This window comes from Microcystis sp. M49636_WE2 (assembly GCF_030065375.1).
Classification (GTDB): domain Bacteria; phylum Cyanobacteriota; class Cyanobacteriia; order Cyanobacteriales; family Microcystaceae; genus Microcystis; species Microcystis aeruginosa_C.
The window spans coordinates 1-1,128 of sequence record NZ_JASJFG010000411.1; the positions used below are offsets into that span (position 1 = coordinate 1).

Annotated in this window: 1 protein-coding gene and 1 pseudogene; one reads left to right on the top strand and one right to left on the bottom strand. The window is 41.5% G+C overall.

Translation table 11 applies throughout. The features are described from left to right. Positions 1 to 751 (top strand): type ISP restriction/modification enzyme (locus PX484_RS09870; RefSeq protein ID WP_353853224.1); only part of this gene is annotated, 751 nt, incomplete at its 5' end. Between the two features lie 145 nt (positions 752 to 896). Here the strand turns inward: PX484_RS09870 and PX484_RS09875 are convergent. Next, positions 897 to 1,128: pseudogene (locus tag PX484_RS09875) on the bottom strand (glucose-1-phosphate thymidylyltransferase); the annotation flags it as partial.

Genomic DNA, 1,128 nt, shown 5'->3' on the forward strand with positions numbered 1-1,128 from the left:
AGCCAATCTCTCGGAAAAATCTCGTCAATACTTAAATCAACTGGGTATTAATAATCTTGATGAAAATATCGAGAATGCTTCCTTAATTTGGCTGCACGCATTAGCGATTGGGTACTCTCCCTTGTATCTTCGGGAAAATGCCGACGGTATTCGTCAAGACTTCCCAAGGATTCCCCTTCCCAATAGCCAAGAATTATTAATTAAATCTGCCCAACTAGGACAAGCGATCGCCTCTCTTTTAGACACAGAAAACCCCGTTATAGGAGTCACCAAAAAACCGACCCCTGCAATGCAAAAAATCGCCTTGATTTCCTGCACTGATGGGGGAAATTTAAACCCAGATAAGGGGGATTTAATTATTAACGTCGGTTGGGGACACGGGGGTAAAAATGGTGTGACAATGCCGGGTAAAGGAAAAGCGATCGCCAGACAATATACAACCGCAGAAATGAGCGTAATTAGCCCAGAAATGCGAAAATTATTAGGAACCAAAACCTATGATATTTATCTCAACGATCGAGCCTATTGGCAAAATATACCAGCCCGGGTGTGGGAATATACCATCGGGGGTTATCAAGTCATTAAAAAATGGCTAAGTTATCGCGAGGAAAAATTATTAGGACGGGGATTAACTATCGCAGAAGTGCAGGAAGTCAGCGAGATGACTAGAAGAATTACTGCGATTATTCTCCTAGAATCAGACCTAGATGATAACTACCAAAATATCAAAACAGCCGTGTATTCTTTTTAATTAGGGTTGGCTGATTAAATCTAAAAACCTTGTGGGAGGCGAAATTTTGACTTTTTCCCTGAAAATCGGTAAAATCCTACACCCTACACCCAGGAAAAACTTTTTGCCGCAAACCCTAATTAAAGGGGTAGTTAATCCCCATTAACTACACTAATTCTACATGGGAATCATCCCCGATCATAAAGCGTAAAGCCTTGGGACGTTGGGGGGCAATTTCTAATTTTGCCCGTCGTCCGATCACACTATCAACTATGCGCTGATGAATGCCAATAATCGTGGCATCTTTGAGAATTACACTGTGTTCTATGTCGGCATCGATTAATTTTACTCCATTAGCCACACTGCTATAGGGACCGATAAAACAATTCTCGATGTGA